This window comes from Corynebacterium rouxii, from assembly GCF_902702935.1.
In the GTDB taxonomy this organism is placed as follows: domain Bacteria; phylum Actinomycetota; class Actinomycetes; order Mycobacteriales; family Mycobacteriaceae; genus Corynebacterium; species Corynebacterium rouxii.
This window is the reverse complement of record NZ_LR738855.1, coordinates 776,874-798,093: the sequence shown is the minus strand read 5'-3', so window position 1 is coordinate 798,093 and position 21,220 is coordinate 776,874. Positions and strand designations below refer to the sequence as shown.

The following is a 21,220-nucleotide window of genomic DNA, read 5'->3' as shown; positions in this document are numbered from 1 at the left end:
CGGGTTGTTGTACTTGTGATGAGCGTAAAGCACTGAGGCTTAACTCGTCTAGTGAGTTAAGAGTCAAACACTGTAATTTTCTAAGGCTATCCCCCGTCTGTTACGGATGGGGTCAGGCGCGCCGCAAAAATCTTGATGCGATCAAGCGATCAACGCACGGTGAGGTGAACTCATCGTTAGTTTGCGCCATAAGGTAATGATCCCGCCACATTCCATTGATGTGCAAGTTTCGTTCCAAATATCCTTCGTGCCTAAACCCGCAGCGCTCCAGAACTATCTGGGAGCCAATATTGTGAGGCAAATAGGTCGCCGTCAAACGGTGCACACGAACGCGTCGAAACGCATGATCCACGCCTAACGCGCACGCGGCCGTGGCAATACCTTGGCCAGTAACGGAACTATGCACCCAATAGCCAATCCATGCGTCAGAGCTGATGCCATGTTGGATTGAGCCAATTGTCAGCTGCCCGACAAATTGCCCATTCGCCTCAATACTCATAGGTACCAAAGCCCCTGCAAACGCGGCTTCTCTTAACGAGAATATATAAGAACGCCAGGCAGCAGAAGAATGCGCGGATTGCCACGTATCCTCAACCGTAGGTTCTACCGGCTCCAAAAATCGCTGGTCAGAAAGCCGCATCATACGCCATGCCGATTTATCGTTCTTATCAAGCGGGCGGAGGCGAACATGAACATCTGCGGAAGTAAACACCGCAGGGGTGGCCTCTGGCCAACCAGGATGGCGTGGATGGATAGCAACGCGATCAGAGCGCATCTCCTTGACCCGAGAAAACAAGCGAGACATACGCGCTAGCGACCTTGGGACATAAACAGAACTTCGACGATGTCTCCTGGGCGGACCTCATTGACGTCCTCCGGAATCTTGATCATCGCATTTGCCTCGGCCAAGCCCGCCAGCAAGTGGGCCGGTGCACCGTTCGCACCACCTAAGCCTTCCACCAAATAATCCTGAGTCTGGGCATCACGCATCAATCGAGCACGAATATAGCCACGACGCCCCACCTTCGAGCCCACATGGTTAAGCGCACGCGCACGCACCAAACGGCGTTGCGACGATCGCTTACCCAAACTCATGCGCACGACTGGACGGATGAACATTTCAAAAATGACCAACGACGACACAGTATTACTAGGAAGCAAGAAGACGGGGGTCTGATTTTCTCCCAGCAGTCCAAAACCTTGGACAGAACCGGGGTGCATAGCAACGCGTGTGGTATCAATTTCTCCCAAATCCGACAAAATACGACGAATCTCCTCGGATCCAGAACCACCAACTGCTCCAGCGATAACAATGATCTCACTGCGTAGAAGCTGAGATTCCACAATTTCGCGGAGGCGACGTGGTTCACCAGCTGCGATACCAACACGGTGCACATCGGCACCAGCATCACGTCCTGCAGCCGCTAACGCATAGGAGTTCACATCAAATACTTGCCCCAAACTAGGCTCACGGTCAATATCTACTAACTCATGTCCTACGGAGATCACCGACATGCGCGGACGCGGATACACCAACACCTTGGAACGACCAACAGCTGCCAGCAAGCCAATATGGGCAGGGCTTAGAATTGCACCATCGCTTACCGCAACATCGCCGGGACGAATGTCATCGCCAACATGACGCACAAACTCTCCAGAGCGCACCGGCCGATGCGCCGTCATGCGCTTACGGCCACAATCTGTCCACTCCAGTGGGATAACAGCATCAGATAGCGTGGGCAACGGCGCACCCGTATGTACTCGCACAGCTTGTTTGGGTTGCAGACGCAACGGACGCTGCGACCCCGCAGGGACCTCACCGACAACTGGCAAGGAGGTTTCAATCGGACCAATAGGGGCGTCGATAGGCCGGCCAAGGCCACGTTCACCGCCGACGTCGACCGCACGGACCGCATATCCGTCAATCGCAGCCTGGTCGAAGCCGGGAAGCGCACGCGATGCCTGCACTTCCTCAGCACACATAAGCCCCAGTGCCTCAGCGATAGCGATGCGCACAGGCTCTGGCGCTACCGCAGATTGGGTGACAAGGGCTAGCTGCTGCTCCACTGAGCGCACGTCCGACTCCTTTAAAACTGGTAAACTTCTCTCCTAGGCAGTGTGCCCTTTCTCACGAAAACACACAACAACCGCGCTTACCCCGCAGGGTAAATCTTAAGCGCCGTGCTCTTCCAAAATGGTACGCAGCACCTTCTTCAAATGTGGGCCATACGTCGGATCCGACAAACCAAAATCCACCACTGCTGGGATATAACCGCCAGGATTACCCAAATCATGACGCTTACCGTCATGGACCAAGATGTGGACTGGATGGCCTTCATCAATAAGCAGAGCAATAGCATCAGTAAGCTGCAATTCGCCACCAGCACCAGGAGTTATGCGACGAAGCGCATCAAAAATCGCACAATCTAAAAGATAACGACCCGTTGCAACAAACGTCGAAGGTGCATCTTCAACGGCTGGCTTTTCCACCATGCCTTTCACGCTCTTGACCTGGTAAGGGCCGTCGTAATCGCACTCCTCAATGTCAAAAACACCGTAGTTATACACATCTTCCCGAGGAACATCGAAAGCGCACAGCACCGATCCCCCCAGCTGGCGACGCACCTCCACCATCTTTTCCACAACGCCCATGGGCAGCACCAAGTCATCCGGAAGCATGACGGCCACAACATCTTCATCGTCATCCAACACGCTTTCCGCCAACCCCACTGCATGCCCTAGACCAAGCGGGGTCTCTTGAACCACAGAAACCGGCTGAATCAGTTCAGCAGCACGCACAACCTTTGCCAGCTGATCCTTCTTGCCACGACTTTCCAACGTTGCTTCCAGCTCTGGGAACCTGTTGAAGTGATCCAACACTTCCTGCTTTTTCGGTGCCGTAATCACAGCCAAACGCGTTGCCCCCAACTGCGCGGCCTCCTCAGCAATCAGCTCGATACCTGGCGTATCGACGACCGGAAGAAGCTCCTTAGGGACGGTCTTTGTGGCAGGGAGAAACCGTGTACCCAAACCAGCAGCTGGGACGATCACGGTTTTGACGGCACACGAATTACCACTCTTGGGTGAAGTCATAAAGAAAACAGTACCGCGAACTACGCCCCAGATAGGTTTCGGCACCAAGGAAAACCGAAATTAAAAGTCACATTCTGAGCCCCTCCCCGTGGGGAAACGACCATAAACACCCTCTAAGCTGGTGGCTATGTCTGACACCGCAACGCTCACTGCCGCCAAAAAAAATGCCAGAAATCGCATACGTACTGCTCGATTAGCCCGTACCACAGCCGATTTGCACGTCGATAACGCTGCCATCCTTGCTCATCTGACAGCCCTCATCCGCGCCATTAATGCCACACGCGCCGCAGCATATATGCCCGAAGTCACAGAACCTGGCGGGGCTGATTTTGCCGACAATCTCGCAGGTATACTGTCCGAACTGTGGATACCCAAATCCCTCCCCAACCGCCAATTAGCATGGGGACGCTACTCCGGCGCTGATTCAGTTGAACGTGGCACATTCGAAATATTAGAACCCACCACGCCATCACACAGCAGCGATATCCTTCACGACTTAGATCTCATCATCGTCCCAGCTCTTGGCATAACACCCGGCGGGCGACGGCTCGGTCAAGGAGCCGGCTATTACGACCGCGCACTAGCCGGAGTTGATACCCCTACTGTTGCAATACTCTTCGATACCGAAGTCAACAGCGCTATTCCCTTCGAGCCTCACGACGCCACCTGTAATTGGATCGTCACCCCCGAGGGAACCAAACAGGTTACTTAATACGTCGAAACTTACGTGACCTCCATTAGATCTATCCTGCGCACTCCAGGAAGGCGCAGAGAAACATTTCTCCGACGAAGCCTTGCATTAAGCCTGATCATTCTTGCCGTGGCACTCGCAGTTTTTCCCCGCACCGAATCCACAACAGAAGTGTTGCGCTACGCCACTACCATCCAAGCCGGCACCGCCGTCAACCGCACACATTTCACCACCGCCCACGTCCCCGAGCACTTAGTACCCGAAAACGCATTGCACCCTGACGATCTTTTATCATCAGACCCCAACGAGCGCATCACTATTTCTGCGCACACCGCCGGCAGCATCGCCACGGCGGTTGATTTTCTCGATTCCAGTCACACGCTTTCCTCCGTAGGGAACCAGTTGCCTTTCGCCGGAAACCAACCCATCAACATCGTCCCTATCCGCCTTGCTGAACAATCCGTCTCGCGTGTGTTGCATCCAGGAGATGTGGTTGATGTTATTGCTGCTAACGATGCTCACGACCCGCATGTTGTCGCCGCCGGTGGCGTCATAGTTTTTATACCTGTGTCAGAGAAAAATACCTCAAGTTACGGTTCTGACGCTGTCTTATCGCACTTCCAGCTGATCAAGCACGAATCGTTGCCGCCCAATCTCTCGCTATTCCGCTCACAGTTGTTATCGCTGGAGCACGAGTGCGCTTACCAAAGGCGGAGTAGATTAAATGGCCTGTTGAAAAAAGAATACCTCAATAGTTTTGCATTGGAACTGTAACAATAATTCCGGTAGCATGACTGGCGCACATTTATAGAAAGAGGTTGTAAACCATGCTCAAAGGCTTTAAAGACTTTATCCTACGCGGCAACGTTGTCGAACTCGCCGTCGCAGTCGTTATCGGTACTGCTTTCACCGCTATCGTGACAGCGTTTTCCCAGCATCTGATCAACCCAATGATCGCTGCCCTTGGCGGCGCTGATGTCTCCGGTCTAGGCTTCTACCTGCGCTCTGGCAACGACGCTACCTTCATGGACTTCGGCGCCGTTATCACCGCTGCACTGAACTTCCTGATTATCGCAGCAGTTGTGTACTTTATCCTCGTTGCGCCTATGAACAAGCTCAACGAAATGGCAGCACGCCGCAAGGGCGTTGTTGAGGAAAAAGACGCACCAGCTTCCATCGAAGCAGAACTCTTGGAAGAAATTCGCGACCTGCTTAAAAACCGCAATATGTAATTAATTTCAGCGGAAAATAGCAGCCGCCTTCTCTCCCCCGACGTTACGACCTTTCTAGGGCGCAGCAAGGGAAAGAAGGCGGTTTTTTGTTATGAAGCACCATAATGCGGCGGCATCTGGTCCTTCCAAAAAGCTAATCCTTGAAGTTGGTCTTCTTCTCCGTCTTCCAACGGGACTACAACGTCAGGGATAGCTGAGATGAACTCGTCTGTATCTGCTCTACGATCGTAATCTTCCGCATCAGACAGCCTTACTACTCTCCTACGCGATTTTTTCACTGTAAAGTGTCATCCCCTTGAATCATTCATCAACACGGTATTCACGCAGCTGGTCGATCACATGATGAACAAGGGGCGTAACAGTTGCCATTCCATCACGAATTGCCGAACGCGATGCTGCCATGTTCACAACCACGGTCGATGCAGATACACCCGAGATGCCACGCGATGTACACGCATCGATCACACCACACGCCAGACCAGAAGCACGAATGGCTTGCGCAATACCTGGCACTTCTTGGTCGAGAACCTCGCGTGTCGCTTCAGGGGCGCGATCCCTAGGCCCTACTCCCGTTGCGCCGATAGTCAGCACTAGGTCCACGCCGCCAACGACTGCCGTTTCGATGGCATGACGGATGAGGTATTGATCCGCACGTACATCGACCACCGCGTCGACGGTAAAACCGCCTTCGCCAAGAAGCTCTGCAACAACCGTCGCCGTGTTATCTGCAGCATCTTCAGAATGATCTCGGATGAGTACTGCAAGGGCACGACGCGGACCTTCCAGAGTCGAGCTATTCTCTGCTGCTTCAGTGGCGCGGAAAAACTCGGGATCGGGTTCGACATAATCAAACATGCTATCCATCTGGGTGGTATCCATAGCGCCTCTTCTCGTGATAGATGTTTTGTTTTAGCAGTCTATTCGCCTGTGAGGGTTACGTCGACCTGCCGCTCGTTTTGGCCGTTTTCCCCACGGACGGTGAGCTTAACTGTTTGACCAAAATCGCTGCTTCGTACTGCAGCGATCAAAGCATCGGCACTATCAACATAGCGGTTGTTAATCTTAGTGATCACTTCTCCTGCCCGCAGCCCAGCATGAGCACCGGGGCCATCAGGCTGTACATCGGCAATCACAGCACCTTTAGCGTTAGCGTTCGAGATGAGCTGAATGCCGATCATAGGCTGGGTGGCATGGCCCTTCTCAATGAGCTGGCTAGCCACGCGTCGAGCAAAGTTGGAAGGGATAGCAAAGCCTAGGCCGATGGATCCAGATTCCGACTTGCCGCCTGCGCTGAGCGAAGCGATCACGGAGTTCATGCCTATGAGGGCTCCGTTGGCATCAACCAAGGGACCACCGGAGTTGCCTGGGTTGATTGCTGCGTCGGTTTGGACGGCGTCGATAAGCGAGGATTGGCCGGTCTCCGATCCGCCTGCACGCACCGGACGGTTCAGCGCTGACACGATGCCGGAAGTAACCGTAGCGGAAAGCCCCAGCGGCGAACCCACGGCCACCACTTGTTGCCCGACGGTGAGGTTGTTGGAATCACCGAACTTCATGACAGGCAAGCCACTGACGTCCTTAATCTTGATCACTGCAACGTCTGTGTTTGGGTCGCCAGCGATCAGTTCAGCAGGATGCTCAGAGCCATCGTTCAGAGTCACAGATACTCGTGCTGCCCCCTGCTCAGCCCCTGCCACCACGTGATTGTTGGTCATCACGTAGCCGTCTTCGGAAATAATGGAGCCAGACCCTTCAGCGGAGCCGTTTCGGGTAGACACCAAAATCGATACGACAGAAGGCAATACCTTTGCTGCGACGTCTTCAACCGATCCCTCAACGGGAGCTGGATGATCTTGAGATACTGGCTGACGCAAGGATTCCGCTACTTGCGTGCGAGTAGCGGAGCCGGAATTACCCGCACGGTTTGCGGAATAAACCCCAGTCAACGTGCCGGAAGCAATCGCAGCAACTAGCGTCATAGCAACAGCGGTGCCGATGCTGACGCGTCGCTTTTCGCGTTTCGACGTTTCCGGCTCCAGCGGTACCGGGGGTTCCTGAGCCCCCAACGGCTGCGATTGCTCAGTTAGTTGTTCTTCTTGCACGTTGTGAGCATTTCCGTAAGGATTCTCCACCCGATCAAACGCTGCGGTCTGATTGGTGGTGGGTGCAGTGCGGGCGTCATCATGGTTCTGTGGATTTGTCATAGTAAATACTATCGAACCATATACTGGTGACGTTCTGGAACCTCACTGCGGGTAGCGTCGTGAATCGCTGGGAGATTCCTGTGAACGTATTATTTGCCGTTACGACGATCCTCGCGACGTTGGCGTGCCAGATCAAGGCGCTCTGCAGTGCTGCTTGGCTGAACCACACGAGTCTTTGCTGAAGAATGGAGTTCTTCATCCGTAACAGATCCTGGCAACTCGACGCGCATGCGCGCACCTCCGTCGTCGGATTCTCCAGCTGTGACAGTTCCCCCGTGTCGAACGATCGTGGAATGCACAATGGCAAGTCCCAAGCCAGAACCTGGGGTTGAACGCGCGCTCACCGATCTATAGAAGCGATCAAAAACTTTTTCACGATCTTCGACCGGAATACCTGGACCAGAATCAGAAATGTCCATATGCAAGACGCGATCGCCGTCTTCACGCTCTACGACCTGCATGGTGAAACGAACAACACCATCAGCAGGTGACCACTTTGATGCATTATCAAGGAGGTTCAAAATTGCGCGCCCCAAGGCAAAACTGTCGCCTTCGAGGTACCACGGAATCGTCTGGATTTCGAAGCGCACATCGGGACGACGACGCCGCACGCGCTCGACCGAAGAATTGACCACATCAAGCAAATCGATGGGTTCTAAAGTTTTCTCCGAGGTTTCTTGGCGTGCCAGATCGATGAGATCACCGATGAGCGTGGAAAGCTCCTCCATCTGCGCAATCACATCAGACTGCAATGCCTGCTTATCTTCTTCACTGATCGAAGCAGAATCCGCGTTGTGCATCATCATCAACAATTCAATATTGGTGCGCATAGAAGTAAGAGGCGTCTTCAGCTCATGGCCAGCATCGGCGACGAGCTCGGTTTGACGCTGACGCGAACGTCGTAACGCCTCAAGCATCTCGTTGAAACGAATCGTAAGCTCCGAAAGCTCGTCATTACCGTCTACTTGGATAGGTTTGAGATCGTCTGTTTCCGTAATATAACGAACTCGGTTGCGCAACCGCTGCAATGGACGAAGCACTGTTGTTGCTACGGCTACGCCGGTCGCAATCGCCATTAACACACCAAGACCTGCTACTAGCAACAGCGTGATCGCCAAGCTGGTAATCATCTTGTGGGTGGCTTCCATTCCACGCGCCAAAATCACGGTGGCACCGGAATCCGACACCTTAGTTAAGACTCGCTCACCGTTGATCGTGGCGGCACTGTACCCCTCAACATCGTCGCCGCCACCCTTGACCGTCGGCAAATCATCGCCGACAGAATAGTTCCAGCCAGGCATTCGCAACGAGATACGGGTATCCGCGTTATACTCACGAAACTTGTCGATCTCGTGCTGAGAACGGAAGAAAAAATCAGGCTGATCCATCCGACTAATCAACGCCGTTGCCTTGGCATTCAAAGTACGGTCCATCGAACTACGCAGCGTGCCAGAAACGGACCAATACGACACGATAAGCATCATGCCCACAGCGATTGCCACCATCGATGCGGTAAGCAGCGAGATTCGTGATTTAAGCGACGCACGCGAAAAGTGCGAAGTGCGGGCATCCCCAGACATGCCTAAAAAGCCTGCCCCTCCCGGCAGGCTTTCGCGGAAACGGCGCAGCATCACGGCGCAGTTTCCCTCAGCACGTAGCCAACACCGCGAACGGTATGGATCAAACGTGGCTCCCCTTCTGATTCAGTCTTGCGACGCAAATAGCCAATGTAGACTTCCAGCGCGTTTCCAGAAGTTGGGAAGTCATATCCCCACACTTCTTCCAAGATAGACGCACGCGACAGTACGCGACGAGAATTCGCCATGAGCAACTGAAGCAGCGCAAACTCAGTACGCGTCAAGCTAATGGGGCGACCACCGCGGGTGACGTCGCGCGTATCTGGGTTAAGGCGAAGGTCCTCGAAGGAAAGCTCACCTTGGCTGCCCGAACCCACAGACTCTGCAGCGGCACGGCGAAGCAAGGAACGCACACGAGCGAGTAGCTCCTCAAGTGCGAATGGCTTAGGAAGGTAGTCGTCAGCACCAGCGTCAAGGCCGGCAACACGATCAGACACACCATCGCGAGCGGTCAGAACCAAGATCGGACGGTCGTCACCGCTACCGCGCAGGGTACGGCAGACCTCAAGACCATCCATGCGTGGCATCATTACATCAAGGATGACCAGCTCTGGTTGTTCACGTTCAATTACTTCAAGTGCCTCGACTCCATCTTGAGCCAGATGCACTTCATATCCGTTAAAGGACAACGAACGACGAAGCGACTCGCGCACCGCCTGCTCATCATCTACGACCACAATCTTCATTCAGTCTATTCTGCCTTGTCCCGCCGAAACCGACCCTCAAGCAACGCCCAGAGTCAGCTATGAATAATTACATTTAGTGCAACAATTTTATAGTGCGTTAAATGTTGACAATAGCAGCCAACCGAAACACACTCCGAAAGAAGTCTTCTGAATTACAAATGAATGAAGGCTGACTTCGATCTAACCGAAATCAGCCTTCATTCATAGTGGAATCATATCCACAAGAGCTTAGAACTGCTCAACCTCAACGAGACCAAGCTGAGCTGCCTTAACTAGACGACGTGGGATACGAACGGTCTGACCGTTGATCTTCACTTCTTGGAGGGCAACGTTATCTGCCTTCCACTGGGAACGACGTGCGTGGGTGTTTGCACGCGACATACGACGCTTTGGAACTGCCATTTTTGTTTCCCTCCTTTATTACTTGTTCTTCTTACGGCGAGCGAGTGCACCGTAACGCTGGTTGAACTTCTCAACACGGCCTGCGGTGTCCATGACACGCTGTGCACCGGTCCAGAATGGGTGAGATTCACTGGTAACGTCAACGACGATCAGTGGGTACTCGTTGCCATCTTCCCATGCAACCGTGCGGTCACTGGTAGCGGTTGACTTGGTGAGGAACTGGTGGCCAGTACCTGCATCCTGGAATACCACTGGGTGGTAATCAGGGTGGATATCTTTCTTCATATTCTCTCGATTTCCCTCAGGATTGATACTTCGAGTCGGTTCTCCACACCACGGTGAAGATCGTGCTCGAGTTGGGTTTCGCGATGCTCGCCGACACTATATAAGTGTAAGCAACCTGACAAAGTGTACACCCAACTCTTCCTTTGAGAAAATCCACCCCTCCTCCACCCCAACAAATGACGCGTTAGCAATACTTTTATATAGAGGTATTTCACCACCTCTCGAATCACATTCGAGCAGCACACATACCTTCTCGCACGACATTTTCCGACAACACACGCAACAAATCTAAATTTTTTTCGGAATTGATTAGGATTTTCGCCCCACCACAGGTATGGTTGTCTCTTGCTGTTGTCGAAATTGTTCGTTTATCGCCCCGTCAGCACTTGCAGCACAGGCAGTTCCACACACCGTGGCCCTGTTACTGCAGCAGCAGGTTTGAATGTGGGCGGCTAGGAGAAAGAAACCTATGTCGGCTATTTGCCAGGTTACGGGACGCCAGCCGGGTTACGGCAAGTCTGTCTCGCACTCGCACCGACGCACGTCTCGCCGTTGGAACCCCAACGTGCAGCGTCGTAAGTTTTACCTGCCCTCTGAGGGCCGTACCATCACCCTGAACGTATCCACCAAGGGCCTGAAGGTCATTGACCGCGACGGCATCGAGTCCGTTGTGGCCAAGATTCGCGCACGTGGGGAGAAGATTTAAAAGATGGCACGTAACGATATCCGCCCAATCATCAAGCTCAAGTCTACGGCTGGCACCGGTTACACCTACGTCACCCGCAAGAACAAGCGCAACAACCCAGACCGCATTTCTTTGAAGAAGTACGATCCGGTAGTCCGCAAGCACGTCGAATTCCGCGAGGAGCGTTAATCTATGGCTAAGAAGTCCAAGATCGCCAAGAATGAGCAGCGCAAGGAAGTCGTCGCCCGCTTTGCGGAGCGCCGTAACGAGCTCAAGGCAATCATCAAGAACCCGAACACCTCTGATGAGGATCGTCTCGATGCACAGTTCGAACTGAACCGCCAGCCTCGTGACGCTTCCCCAGTTCGCGTCCGTAACCGTGACTCCCACGATGGTCGCCCACGTGGCTTCCTACGTAAGTTCGGTGTTTCCCGTGTCCGCATGCGCGAGATGGCTCACCGCGGTGAGCTTCCGGGCGTCCGTAAGTCCAGCTGGTAATCAGGGAGTTTTCAATGAAGCGCAATAACATTAAGAAGGCGCGGATGGAGCAGTCCCGCCGCCCCAAGAAGAACCCTCTTAAGGCCGCAGGCATCGAGAAGGTTGACTACAAGGACATCAACACCCTTCGTCAGTTCATCTCCGATCGCCACAAGATTCGCTCTCGCCGCGTAACCGGTCTGACGCCGCAGCAGCAGCGCCAGGTTGCAACCGCAGTGAAGAACGCCCGCGAGATGGCTCTCCTGCCGTTCACCAGCCGCTAAATCGACTGGGAGAACAAACAACGCCTTCGAAAGTTAACTTCGAAGTGCGATGACAGCACAAGGCACCCACTCTTGTAAAAAGAGATGGGTGCTTCGTCATATTCTGGATAGTTTTCTGCTGGTAAGTGGCATGTTTACCGCGTGCGCCACGAGGCTGGTAGCTTAGGTACTTGTATATTTCATCTGACGGGAAGGCAAGTGACCTTGTTGCATGAGTCTTTAACTGAGCTCGCCGAGCTCGCACCTCAGTGCTCAGACACCCCCACTGTTCGCGGTGTCCTCGCCGAAAGCCAAGATCTAGTACGTAATGCCATCGATCACGGCGAACGCCCACAAGCACTCGTCGAATGGTTTTCCCGTCTCGTCACCGATGTCTTACACAGCGAAGCAATCGCCGACATGACTGGCGGTGCGCAACTAGTGCTTACAGGGGCAATCGGACGCGGCGATGCCCTTCCGTCATCACCAATCAAATGGCTTACCGTCGGAGAAAGTCATGTAGATACCACTCCGGTATCTGACCTGATTACGAGCGTGGGGCTTGTCGCCGAACACACCCATCTTGGGCCTACTGCACGCACGAAACAAGAGTGGTTATCGATGATTGGCACAGCACAAGGATCCGACCTTGCGGTTTTTGCCGATGCTGGAACGTGGTGCCTCGAGGAGGTAGTAGCTCTCCCCGACCACAGACCACTGCTTATCGACGCCATCGAACATCGCCCACCAACGTTGCGGATCCACGATGGTTTACCGTCACGCGACATGGCCGTTGACATCCGTAAAGACCTGCTCTACCCCATCATTGCAATCGCCCGCTGGGCTGGTGTGGCAGCTCACTCCACGGACTTTTCCACGCGTCGTAGAATCCCAGCTGCTGTGGCGGCAGGAATACTGACCACATCGCAAGCTGACTTCCTGCGCCAAGCATGGGATGCTGGTTTACAGTTGCAGTTCCGGCGCTGGACTGACCGCGTGCATTCTCACGCGGCCACGGCAGAAAGCCTTCCTGCCATCCAGCGCAGCATCTACGGCGCATCGTCTCGTTTGGTTTCTGATGTCATCCGAGCGCTCGCTCAACAGTATGACATTCCCCTAAAATCCTAAGGTTTCTAGGTTTTAGTGGCCGTCGATAGTAGGCTTTGAGCCCACGTCGTATAACATTTATTCGTTCATGGCGCTTTGCGCGCATATTTAAGGTTTTGTGAAAGGAAAGGGGCAGGTACTCGTTATGGCAGGAGCTGTAGGTCGTCCCCGTAAAAATAGTCCTCGGCGACGTGGAAGTACCGCCCGTGAGGAAATCCTTGATGCCTCAGCGGAGCTGTTTACTACACAAGGTTTTGCTACCACGTCTACCCATCAAATTGCCGATGCCGTAGGAATTCGGCAAGCCTCGCTGTACTACCACTTCCCGTCCAAGACGGAAATCTTTCTCACTCTGCTTCAGTCCACCGTGGCGCCTTCAACTGCTCTTGCAGAGGCCTTCGTGGATAATGAGGCACCAGCACCGTTACGCTTGTGGGCATTAACGGCCACAGAATGCCGCCTGTTGCTTTCGACGCGTTGGAATGTCGGGCGCCTCTACCAGTTACCGGTTGCGGCTTCCGCGGAATTCGCTTCCTACCAAACACAGCGCGATCAGCTACGCCAGACGTTTAAAAACATTGCTTCCGAGATCCTCAACCCCGATGATCCACGTACAGATCTGCCATTCCACATCGCACTATCGGTGATTGAAATGCGCAGCAACGATGGTGTTGTACCCGAACCATTGCGCGATGAGGAACTTCCTGCTCTAGCAATCATGCTTGCCGACGCCGCACTCGCTGTCGTAGGTGCGGAACTGCCCGATGACCGCGTGGAATGGACACTGAACCTGATCCGCACTCTAAACGACTAATCTACTGCGGCGTGGCGCTGCAGCAATCGATGCGCCAACGCAATAAGCGGCGTATCTACCATCTCCCCGTCGAGCTGAAAAGCTCCGGGGTGTTTTTTCGTTTCCTCAGCAATACGCTGCGCCCACTCCAACTGCTCTGCGCTAGGAGTGAAAGCCCGCCGAACCACATCAACTTGGTTCGGATGAATACATGGATATGCAGCAAATCCCATACGTGCAGAGTCCAAAGCCTCTGTATAGAGGCCATCTAGGTCTTTGAAATCCTGATAGACCGCATCCAATGCCCATTTACCATTCGCAGCAGCGTGCAGCAGAGTCTGCACGCGTGCATACTCGATGGGTGCCCTGTAGGAGGAAGGCTGGGGTTCGTCGATACGCCGACGCGAGTACAACCCGCCGAGCGCGATCGTAAGATCATCGGCACCCCAGTACAACCCGACCACGTGGGGATCCACAGCAATCGAGGCTATATTGATAACAGCCAATGGGGTTTCAATAATCGGTACAACATTGAGGCCATCAAGGCCTTCGGGAAGAACAGCGCCGATCTTCGGCACGATCACGTTGTAATACTCTGTGGTCTTAACAAACGCGAGATCCGCAGCATGGTGAGGATCTTCCGGTCCCACAATCCGAACAAATGTTGTTGTCGGATCCAAACCCGCGTTACGAATATTGGCATACGCTTGGTTGCGATCAATAGAGCCCGCCCCATCCTCTAAATCTAGGATGACCATATCTGCACGAGCGGCAGCCTTGGGAATAATCTCAGGCCTATTCGCTGGGGCAAACAGGACCGCGGGCCGTAATGTCAGCTCTCGATTCGTCATAACGACAATTCTAGCGACGAACCGTTAGCCAATGATGCCCAAAAAGATCACACACATTCCGCTGACGGAACACTTCCATTAAATCTAGCAAGCTTGGTCGCCATCCGAGTAAGAAGCTGCTGTACGTCATAAGAACCCGCAAGATTAGGCCCCCTCCCGCCTTTAAAACGAGAACCAGGAATCGATCCCAAACCATAGCGTTGGCTACTTGCGATCTCACCCATGGCATCCAACACTGGCCCAGAACCGGCAACGCATCCCATATGCCGTGCAAACATTACCTGAGGCCCTAACGCCCATTGCGTTTGGCCGAAAACACTGAATTCAGGCCGGACAGGCTGATCGTTAACCTGAGTTTGCGGATCACCGCCTTGTGCTAGGATAGCCCCAACTTTCCCGTGGGGAACCAAGCGAATCCCACAAAGCACAAGCTGCATCATTATCCGAGACTGTGATAGCTTGGCGCATCAATACATCGTTGCCGGAATTGGCACGCAACGCAGCAATACTGATGGGTACTTTTATGGTCGACCATGCCGGAACGCCTGCCTGAGTGCCGGCCGTCACTACGCCTTCTGGGCCCGCAATAGCGATACCTACACCCCACCCAACTCGTTTTGGGTATCAGTAACAATGCTTTCTAGGGCCGCAGCAAGATCACTTGGCAGGACTGTTGCATTCGACCCAGGGGCAGGTGCCGGAGCTGGCGGTACGTTGAGCTGTTGGGGTGCCACATAGTTCGAGGCATAAGCATCACGAACCGCACGAGCATATTGGGGACTGGTTACTGACGATCCGATCCAAACATTGTTGAAGTTACCTGCAGGTTCTCCAGCTTTTGCTGCGCCATTAGCAGACATGGCGCCTGCTGGCAGTGTTGGGTATTGGGGACGCGCAGCCGCCTGCTCAGGTGCATCGTTTTCTTGAATTCTGGTGCGCTAGCTGCTGTAGCAGGAGTTTTGTCATTGATGCAGGGACATCGGCGTCTGCAGCGGGGGTTGCGGATCGTAAGAATTTGATGGCTGCTGAGAGATCACGGTGGCAACAATCACCAAAAATTGGAAAGAGGGGCAATAGAAAAAGGATGCAGAAAGTCGTTCAAGGGGTCAGCTGATATAGACCACGGCATTATCGCCGCCAGTGCACGTTGTGGTGTCACCGCTGTAACCACACCACATGTCGTAATAGCCTCCAGTTACTGGACTATAGGCACGTATGCGGAGTACACATTTGCAGCGAATGCTGAAGAAGTATTTCGGTTACCAGCCCAGTAGGTAGAAAAACACGCCACGGTGCAGTCGTGCATCGTGGCGTGTTGATAAGAAATTAGTGAGCGAAGTGACGTGCACCTGTAAGATACATGGTCACACCAGCCTTGTTAGCGGCCTCGATCACTTCAGCATCACGGATAGATCCACCAGGCTGAACCACAGCACGAACACCAGCTTGTGCTAGCACCTCGAAACCGTCAGCGAATGGGAAGAATGCATCAGATGCTGCAACCGACCCATTGGCACGCTGCTCGTCGCCGGCAAGAGAGTTAGCGCGCTCGACAGCAAGCTTGGCTGCGTCGACACGGTTAACCTGCCCCATGCCAACACCTACCGTTGCCCCACCTTGTGCGAGCAAAATAGCGTTAGACTTCACGGCACGCACAGCACGCCATGCGAACTCCAGCTCTGCCAGCAATTCCTCAGATGCGGCTTCACCGGCAGCGAGTGTCCAGTTAGCTGGGTTATCACCTTCGGCATCGACGAGGTCGCGTCGCTGAACAAGGACGCCACCGGAAATCTGACGTTGTTCGAGTTCGTCGCGCTGTGGCTGAGGAGCCACAAGGATTCGGATGTTCTTCTTCTGCGAAAGAATATCCACTGCACCATCTTCGTAGGAAGGGGCGATGATGACCTCGGTGAAGATCTCGGAGACCTGCTTTGCCATATCTACGCTAACTTCGCGGTTGGAAGCGATCACGCCGCCAAATGCGGAGACTGGGTCACAAGCGTGTGCAGTGCGGTGAGCTTCAGCAATGGAGACGTCGGAAACTGCGATACCGCAGGGGTTTGCGTGCTTGATGATGGCCACACATGGGCGCTCGTGATCCCATGCAGCACGCCAAGCTGCGTCGGAGTCCGTGTAGTTGTTGTAGCTCATTTCCTTGCCGTGTAGCTGCGTTGCTTGCGCAAGGCCAGCGGGTGCTGCTGGGTCAGTGTAGAGGGCCGCCGCTTGATGTGGGTTTTCGCCGTAACGCAGGATGTTAGCGCGTTCGTAGCTAGCCCCGATCCACTCGGCGAATGGTTCATCGGCGTCCGCGATTTGCTCGCCCATCCACGTTGCTACGGCGACGTCGTAAGAAGCGGTGTGTCGGAAAGCGTCGACAGCCAAAGCCGTGCGCTCAGCACGGGTAAAGCCACCGTTGCCAATTGCTGCAATGACCTCAGAGTAACGAGATGGAGATACCACGACTGCTACCGATGGGTGGTTCTTGGCCGCTGCACGGACCATGGATGGTCCTCCGATGTCGATCTGCTCGACGCAAGCGTCGAAATCGGCACCCGAGGCAACGGTCTGGGTGAATGGGTACAGGTTGACGACCACGAGCTGGAACGGCGCTACGTTGAGCTCGTCTAGTTGCTTGAGATGGTCCTCCTTACGCGTGTCAGCAAGGATTCCTGCGTGAACCATAGGGTGTAGGGTCTTCACACGGCCTTCAAGGCATTCTGGGAAGCCGGTGAGTTGCTCTACGGGAGTTACAGGGACTCCGAGATCAGCGATTTTAGCGGCGGTCGAGCCGGTGGAAACGATCTCCACACCCGCATCATTGAGGGCACGGGCCAGATCTTCCAGTCCGGTCTTGTCGTACACACTAATTAATGCGCGCTTGATCTGCTTGCGGTCATCACTCATGAGTGAAGGAAACCTCTCCTGATTCTTTCTCCGTCACGGCGGAGTTCAACACGGACACGATGAGCTGGCGCTCAACTTGTTTGATTCTTTCATGAAGATGTGACTCGTCTTCTCCCCGTTCGATGGAAACGGGCCGTTGCGCAATAATGGCGCCAGTGTCAACGCCACTGTCTACAAAGTGAACAGTGGAACCGGTGACTCTGACGCCATAGTTCAACGCATCTCGCACGGCATGTGCTCCTGGGAATGCGGGGAGCAAAGCCGGGTGCGTATTAATGGTACGACCTTCGAACGTTCGCAGGAATCCTTCGCCGAGGATCTTCATAAATCCAGCGGAGACTACGATTGTTGGCTCATAGCGTTCTACGGTGCGTGCGAGGGTGAGGTTCCATTCATGCCGATCTGCACCTTTTTCTAAGGGCACAATGTGCGTTGGTATCCCCGCTTGTTTGGCTCGTTCGAGTGCAAAACACTCGACGTCTGCCACGACAGCGACCACGCGATATCGTCCCTGATTGTCGATGATGGCCTGCAAGAGGGTTCCGGAACCTGACGCAAGCACCACGATCGGTGTTGCTTCCTCCGTACTGGATAAACTCGTCACAGCCACCATCGTAACGGTTCAAGCCCGTTATGCCCTATTCCGTGTCATCCTTTGGCTTCAAATCAGACTTCTGATCGCTTAGCGCTGTCTCTTCTTCCCCTTCACTTTCGACATTTTCGTCGTCGGCAGTAGGCGGATTGATCTCAAGAGACTCGAGCATTTCTGCGTTATCTAGGCCGTCATCAACCAGCTCGTAGGTCTCAGGCTCTTCGGCTTCCACCACATCTTGTTCTTCTTCAGGCTCGCCCGTTTCGAATTCTTCCTCTTCTTCCGGCGCGTTTTCTTCGCTCTCGTGCGCTATCACCGCAGAAGCTTCTGCTCGGTTTTTGAGGAATAGCTCCACGGCAAAAATAGCGAAGCCACAGATAAGCGTCCATGCCATCATCAACGCCACCGCAAGCCAGAGCAACACGCCCACATAACCATAAACACCCAGCTGACCACTGCTTAAAGCACCCAGCACCGCTAGAATTACTGCAGCCCACGCCGCAGTCAGAAGAATATGCGCAGGTCGTTTTACCGTCCCGCGAAGCGTGACGACGACCCCTGCAAACGGAATCACCAGAGCTCCAAGGGCATAGTGCGAGATTTCCCCAGGAATTGCCGCAAAAAGTGGTACCGCTGGCGCAGGTACCAGTCCTACGCCCATGAGCGAAACAAAACCTTCGCCAATCTCAAATGAAGCGCCCAAAAGAACCGCTAGAACGGCGATGACAGCATTTGGTAGGTAGAGCAGACTAACGATTATTACCGCCAGCATTCCAGCCGGGGTGTACCCTTCCAAGGATTTCGCCACGTCAGCGGCATGGAATCCCAGTAGTACAACAAATACGGCCAATGCGAGCAGCAATAAGTTTCGTACCAAACGAGCAGCTAAACGGGCAGCGTCGACAACGTCTTCGCTTACCCCGTAGCGTCGTGCAAGCGCCTTCCATAGTCGCGTCCGCATGCCAATGACCAATGCTGTGCCATGAACAAGAAAAGTAGTAGCCAAGGCCATGGCGACATTAGGTGAGGCAACGTCAAACACCGAAGAGGCGTCATACAGCATTGCACACGCAGTAGCAGTAAGTAGTAAAGGGAAGCCTAAAACACCGAGCGTAACAACCGCTAAATCCGCAAGGCTTACCCGTTGTTTTACCGCACGAAAAACTCTCTGTGACACAACCCACATAAAAAATATTGCAGGTACCAGAGGTAACGCCCCAATGGTCACACCCCGTCCCGTTGCTGGCCCCAGATTGAGCACTAACCAACCTTCTGCGATGGTGGCCGATAACCCTGCCATTGTTGTATTTGTAGCCAAGAGCACAACAAGGGAAGCAATGATGATAACGATTACGGCCACCACGCTCGGCAGTAACACAATAGGAAAGTAGGCCCGCACCCGAGACTTAAATGTCGGATCAGCCGGTTTTACCGCCTCATCAGTACCTTTCCGCCCAAAACGACGCAGTTTTCTGCCTGGACCTTGTACAGAATAAGAAGAGTCTTTCGGCGATTGACGTACTCCACTACTCGAGGGACGCGTACGTGGGCGACGGGTAGGACTCGATTGCGGACTGGACTTCTTGTTCATCCTTTAAACTGTGCCACGATTACACTCAGCGAGTGGCTAAGCACCCGCGCGTTTTATACTTTTGCCCCCGCCGCTAGGCAATTCACATGCGCCACATAAGTCATCTCACGGCCCGAATTTTTATGTAACTCGCCATATTTTTCTTCAAATCCCCAAAACAGGTTGCCCTCACTGTAACGACGCGCTATCGTTACCCCTCGGAACATAACGAGTTGGTTACAAAATCGAATGGGTTGTAACAACCTAGAACCGAGATGCCAACTAAGAATCGTTACACAAAGTTTTTACAGAAAGTTGAGCCTCATGCAGCAGACGCAGCGCACAACCGGTGGTAAGCATCGCAAGCAAGCATCACCAGTTAAAGGCCGCGTTGCCGTCGTCGCTTTGGCTACAGGTGCAGTTTCGAGTGCAGGCGCTACCGGCGCTTCCCTTGCACACGCTACGCACGACAATTCCACTGTAGAAATCAATCTTGCGTCGGATTCCACCACACAGACCAATAACGATTCTCCCCAAGTTCTTTCCATCGCAGAGTTTAAACCTGCAGCTTCTGATCTGAATCAGCAGCTTTCCAAAGCAATCCATTACAGCCAAGTAGTTGCGGAAAAAGATCTCGAAGCTCGTACGCCTAAGATCAGCATTCATACGCCTGCAGAGGGCACGCTTACTTCACCATTCGGTATGCGTTGGGGCACGCTACACTCCGGCGTTGACATCGCCAATGCGATGAATACCCCAATCTACTCTGTCATGGATGGCGTTGTTATCGATTCCGGCCCAGCATCCGGTTATGGTCAGTGGATCCGTATCCGTCACGAAGACGGCACTATTACCGTTTATGGCCACATGGAAACTCTTAACGTTTCTGTTGGTCAGACAGTGACTGCCGGCCAGCAAATCGCAGGCATGGGCACTCGCGGTTTCTCCACTGGCGTTCACCTCCACTTTGAAGTTCACCCAGGCGGTGGCGATGCCGTAGATCCACAGGCTTGGCTTGCAGAGCGCAATATCTTTATCTAAATAATCTAAATACTTTTGTGTGGGCGCTTACAGGACTATCTCGTAAGCGCCCACACACGTCTCCCCATTACGTTCTAAGTAGTTCCACCAGAAGGCCCCAAGGATTCATTACGTAGTCCCCTAATCGGGGCGGGTTATGTTTACTCCGTTCCCTCATTCCCTTCGGGACTGGAGGAACTAGTCGCTGGCTTCGGTATGGCTCTTATTCGCCCTGTTAAGAAAATGATCCGGGGGGTGATGCCGCCGAAGGCAGTGACATACCCCAACTAATTAACCAAATACACCCAACACTAGCCACAACCTATCCTAAGCCCGAACAAGTTCTGCGCGGGCAGGTCATCCACCGCAAATGGATACTTCAGCTACTCGCCAAGTATGGCGGCCCCACCAAGATCCGCAGACTCGGCAAAGCCAGAGTCAACGTCTTCGCTAGACGCCATCGGGCACGGAATCCAAAAACCATCGTTGATGCCATGTTCGCAGCGTTTACCAGCCAAACAGTGCAAATACCTGGGTCGGAATACGCCGAACTCGGTGTTGCGATGTCAGCCGCTGATGCTCTTGCGAAAAAGGAGCACCACAAAGAAAACAAAAAACACAACACCACAGCCATCGCCTTACCCCTAAGCACGGCTCCACGTCTTATACGCCATAACACGCAACGAAAAGCCCTACCACAAAACCACACCGGAGATCACCGCAGCAGC

General features: G+C 53.7%; 24 protein-coding genes and 2 pseudogenes. 11 read left to right on the top strand and 15 right to left on the bottom strand.

All coding sequences use genetic code 11. The features are described 5' to 3' along the window. Nucleotides 1–112: 112 nt before the first annotated feature. From CIP100161_RS04130 to CIP100161_RS04120, 3 genes are all read right to left on the bottom strand, one after another. Nucleotides 113–775: a GNAT family N-acetyltransferase gene (locus CIP100161_RS04130; RefSeq protein ID WP_155874523.1), complete on the bottom strand. Its 663-nt coding sequence runs from the start codon at nt 773–775 to the stop codon at nt 113–115. A 35-nt stretch (nt 776–810) separates the two neighbouring features. Beyond that, nucleotides 811–2,076, bottom strand: a complete 1,266-nt coding sequence (gene glp, locus CIP100161_RS04125) for a molybdotransferase-like divisome protein Glp (RefSeq protein WP_155872103.1) — start codon at nt 2,074–2,076, stop codon at nt 811–813. A 96-nt stretch (nt 2,077–2,172) separates the two neighbouring features. Next, nucleotides 2,173–3,093, bottom strand: a complete 921-nt coding sequence (locus CIP100161_RS04120; protein WP_155872101.1) for a UTP--glucose-1-phosphate uridylyltransferase — start codon at nt 3,091–3,093, stop codon at nt 2,173–2,175. A gap of 127 nt (nt 3,094–3,220) precedes the next feature. Here CIP100161_RS04120 and CIP100161_RS04115 point away from each other — a divergent pair, with 127 nt between their 5' ends. The 3 genes and pseudogenes from CIP100161_RS04115 to mscL all read left to right on the top strand — a co-directional run bounded on the left by CIP100161_RS04115 (nt 3,221) and on the right by mscL (nt 5,016). Further along, on the top strand, nt 3,221–3,805 hold the full coding sequence (locus tag CIP100161_RS04115; protein WP_155872099.1) for a 5-formyltetrahydrofolate cyclo-ligase: 585 nt from the start codon (nt 3,221–3,223) through the stop codon (nt 3,803–3,805). Between the two features lie 15 nt (nt 3,806–3,820). Then, a pseudogene (locus tag CIP100161_RS04110) lies at nt 3,821–4,503 on the top strand (hypothetical protein). A gap of 108 nt (nt 4,504–4,611) precedes the next feature. Then, the gene (gene mscL, locus CIP100161_RS04105; protein WP_155872097.1) at nt 4,612–5,016 is read left to right on the top strand and encodes a large conductance mechanosensitive channel protein MscL; all 405 of its coding nucleotides are present in this window, start codon (nt 4,612–4,614) and stop codon (nt 5,014–5,016) included. Between the two features lie 300 nt (nt 5,017–5,316). On the opposite strand, the gene CIP100161_RS04095 is transcribed toward mscL, so the two are convergent. From CIP100161_RS04095 to CIP100161_RS04070, 6 genes are all read right to left on the bottom strand, one after another. Then, on the bottom strand, nt 5,317–5,895 hold the full coding sequence (locus CIP100161_RS04095) for a MogA/MoaB family molybdenum cofactor biosynthesis protein (RefSeq protein ID WP_155872093.1): 579 nt from the start codon (nt 5,893–5,895) through the stop codon (nt 5,317–5,319). Nucleotides 5,896–5,933: 38 nt separating this feature from the next. Beyond that, the gene (locus CIP100161_RS04090) at nt 5,934–7,220 is read right to left on the bottom strand and encodes a S1C family serine protease (RefSeq protein ID WP_155872091.1); all 1,287 of its coding nucleotides are present in this window, start codon (nt 7,218–7,220) and stop codon (nt 5,934–5,936) included. Between the two features lie 89 nt (nt 7,221–7,309). Beyond that, nucleotides 7,310–8,851 carry a HAMP domain-containing sensor histidine kinase gene (locus CIP100161_RS04085; protein ID WP_155874522.1) on the bottom strand — a complete coding sequence of 514 codons (1,542 nt, stop codon included), beginning with the start codon at nt 8,849–8,851 and terminating at the stop codon, nt 7,310–7,312. Then, a complete protein-coding gene (locus CIP100161_RS04080; RefSeq protein WP_003850748.1) occupies nt 8,851–9,543 on the bottom strand; it encodes a response regulator transcription factor in 693 nt (230 codons plus the stop codon). Before CIP100161_RS04080 ends, CIP100161_RS04085 begins: the two co-directional genes overlap by 1 nt. Nucleotides 9,544–9,771: 228 nt before the next feature. Next, the gene (gene rpmF, locus CIP100161_RS04075; RefSeq protein WP_003850747.1) at nt 9,772–9,945 is read right to left on the bottom strand and encodes a 50S ribosomal protein L32; all 174 of its coding nucleotides are present in this window, start codon (nt 9,943–9,945) and stop codon (nt 9,772–9,774) included. 18 nt (nt 9,946–9,963) lie between these two features. After that, nucleotides 9,964–10,230 carry a type B 50S ribosomal protein L31 gene (locus tag CIP100161_RS04070; protein WP_003850746.1) on the bottom strand — a complete coding sequence of 89 codons (267 nt, stop codon included), beginning with the start codon at nt 10,228–10,230 and terminating at the stop codon, nt 9,964–9,966. A 469-nt stretch (nt 10,231–10,699) separates the two neighbouring features. On the opposite strand from CIP100161_RS04070, the gene rpmB reads away from it, so the two are divergent. From rpmB to CIP100161_RS04040, 6 genes are all read left to right on the top strand, one after another. Then, entirely contained in the window at nt 10,700–10,936 is a 237-nt protein-coding gene (rpmB, locus tag CIP100161_RS04065; RefSeq protein WP_003850745.1) for a 50S ribosomal protein L28, read from the top strand. A gap of 3 nt (nt 10,937–10,939) precedes the next feature. Next, entirely contained in the window at nt 10,940–11,104 is a 165-nt protein-coding gene (gene rpmG, locus CIP100161_RS04060; RefSeq protein ID WP_003850744.1) for a 50S ribosomal protein L33, read from the top strand. A 3-nt stretch (nt 11,105–11,107) separates the two neighbouring features. Then, entirely contained in the window at nt 11,108–11,413 is a 306-nt protein-coding gene (gene rpsN, locus CIP100161_RS04055; RefSeq protein ID WP_155872089.1) for a 30S ribosomal protein S14, read from the top strand. 14 nt (nt 11,414–11,427) lie between these two features. Continuing rightward, a complete protein-coding gene (rpsR, locus tag CIP100161_RS04050) occupies nt 11,428–11,676 on the top strand; it encodes a 30S ribosomal protein S18 (RefSeq protein ID WP_010934614.1) in 249 nt (82 codons plus the stop codon). Nucleotides 11,677–11,874: 198 nt separating this feature from the next. Next, entirely contained in the window at nt 11,875–12,783 is a 909-nt protein-coding gene (locus CIP100161_RS04045; RefSeq protein WP_155872087.1) for a putative nucleotidyltransferase substrate binding domain-containing protein, read from the top strand. 124 nt (nt 12,784–12,907) lie between these two features. Further along, nucleotides 12,908–13,576 carry a TetR/AcrR family transcriptional regulator gene (locus CIP100161_RS04040; protein WP_155872085.1) on the top strand — a complete coding sequence of 223 codons (669 nt, stop codon included), beginning with the start codon at nt 12,908–12,910 and terminating at the stop codon, nt 13,574–13,576. Here CIP100161_RS04040 and CIP100161_RS04035 read toward each other — a convergent pair. The 6 genes from CIP100161_RS04035 to CIP100161_RS04005 form a co-directional block, all read right to left on the bottom strand. Continuing rightward, entirely contained in the window at nt 13,573–14,406 is an 834-nt protein-coding gene (locus CIP100161_RS04035) for an HpcH/HpaI aldolase/citrate lyase family protein (protein ID WP_155872083.1), read from the bottom strand. The two genes, CIP100161_RS04040 and CIP100161_RS04035, sit on opposite strands and share 4 nt — an antisense overlap. A 47-nt stretch (nt 14,407–14,453) precedes the next feature. Next, complete coding sequence (locus CIP100161_RS12115; protein ID WP_232053085.1) at nt 14,454–14,846, bottom strand: hypothetical protein; 393 nt, start codon at nt 14,844–14,846, stop codon at nt 14,454–14,456. Nucleotides 14,847–15,002: 156 nt separating this feature from the next. Beyond that, complete coding sequence (locus tag CIP100161_RS12110; RefSeq protein ID WP_232053084.1) at nt 15,003–15,266, bottom strand: hypothetical protein; 264 nt, start codon at nt 15,264–15,266, stop codon at nt 15,003–15,005. 466 nt (nt 15,267–15,732) lie between these two features. After that, on the bottom strand, nt 15,733–17,310 hold the full coding sequence (gene purH, locus CIP100161_RS04015; RefSeq protein WP_155872079.1) for a bifunctional phosphoribosylaminoimidazolecarboxamide formyltransferase/IMP cyclohydrolase: 1,578 nt from the start codon (nt 17,308–17,310) through the stop codon (nt 15,733–15,735). Beyond that, the gene (purN, locus tag CIP100161_RS04010) at nt 17,303–17,923 is read right to left on the bottom strand and encodes a phosphoribosylglycinamide formyltransferase (protein WP_155872077.1); all 621 of its coding nucleotides are present in this window, start codon (nt 17,921–17,923) and stop codon (nt 17,303–17,305) included. The genes purH and purN overlap by 8 nt, the downstream gene beginning before the upstream one ends. A gap of 25 nt (nt 17,924–17,948) precedes the next feature. Then, a complete protein-coding gene (locus CIP100161_RS04005) occupies nt 17,949–19,493 on the bottom strand; it encodes a cell division protein PerM (RefSeq protein ID WP_155872075.1) in 1,545 nt (514 codons plus the stop codon). 303 nt (nt 19,494–19,796) lie between these two features. Here CIP100161_RS04005 and CIP100161_RS04000 point away from each other — a divergent pair, with 303 nt between their 5' ends. Both CIP100161_RS04000 and CIP100161_RS12535 read left to right on the top strand, forming a co-directional pair. After that, complete coding sequence (locus CIP100161_RS04000; RefSeq protein WP_166443141.1) at nt 19,797–20,513, top strand: M23 family metallopeptidase; 717 nt, start codon at nt 19,797–19,799, stop codon at nt 20,511–20,513. Between the two features lie 263 nt (nt 20,514–20,776). Then, nucleotides 20,777–21,100, top strand: a pseudogene (locus tag CIP100161_RS12535) (IS110 family transposase); the annotation flags it as partial. Between the last annotated feature and the right edge of the window lie 120 nt (nt 21,101–21,220).